Genomic DNA, 707 nt, shown 5'->3' on the forward strand with positions numbered 1-707 from the left:
GCTCACGCCATTCGGCCTCGACGAATCGCGGCTGATCCATGTGCTGGGCACCATGTTCACCCATAAAGTGGATTATGCCGACCTGTATTTCCAGTTCACCAAGAGCGAGGGCTGGAGCCTGGAAGAGGGCATCGTCAAGACCGGCAGCTTTTCCATCGACCAGGGCGTGGGCGTGCGCGCCATTTCCGGCGAGCGCACCGCGTTTTCCTACTCTGACGATATCTCCGAGTCGGCGCTGCTGGAAGCGGCGGCCGCCACCCGCACCATTGCGCGCCAGGGCGCGGGCCGGATCAAGGTTGCCGCCAGGGTGCAGCCTTCCGGCGGCCGTTCGCTGTATCTGCCGCATGATCCGTTGAGTTCGCTGGACGCGACCGAAAAGGTCAAGTTGCTGGAGCGCGTCGAGCGCATCGCCCNAGGTGATGGCTGGCCTGGCCGGCGAATACGACGTGGTGCTGGTGGTGCGCAGCGACGGCGTGCTGGCGGCAGATATCCGGCCGTTGGTGCGTCTATCCGTCACCGTGATCGCCGAGCAGAACGGGCGGCGCGAGATGGGCAGCTCCGGCGGTGGCGGCCGCTACAGCTATGCCTATTTCACCGACCAGATGCTGGAAACCTATGCCTCCGAAGCGGTGGCCTCCGCCCTCGTCAATCTCGACTCCCGGCCCGCGCCGGCCGGCCCGATGACGGTCGTGCTCGGCCCTGGCTGG

1 protein-coding gene and 1 pseudogene are annotated in these 707 nt (G+C 66.0%); both read left to right on the forward strand.

Features of this window, described 5'->3' with window-relative positions; translation table 11 throughout:
• Positions 1-52 precede the first annotated feature (52 nt).
• Positions 53-211: pseudogene (locus tag JK635_RS28320) on the forward strand (PmbA/TldA family metallopeptidase); the annotation flags it as partial.
• A 208-nt stretch (positions 212-419) separates the two neighbouring features.
• A partial coding sequence (locus tag JK635_RS28325) for a hypothetical protein (protein ID WP_235887991.1) occupies positions 420-707 on the forward strand: 288 nt, incomplete at its 3' end.

Source organism: Neobacillus paridis (assembly GCF_016765675.1).
GTDB classification, from domain to species: Bacteria; Bacillota; Bacilli; order Bacillales; family Cytobacillaceae; genus Neobacillus; species Neobacillus paridis.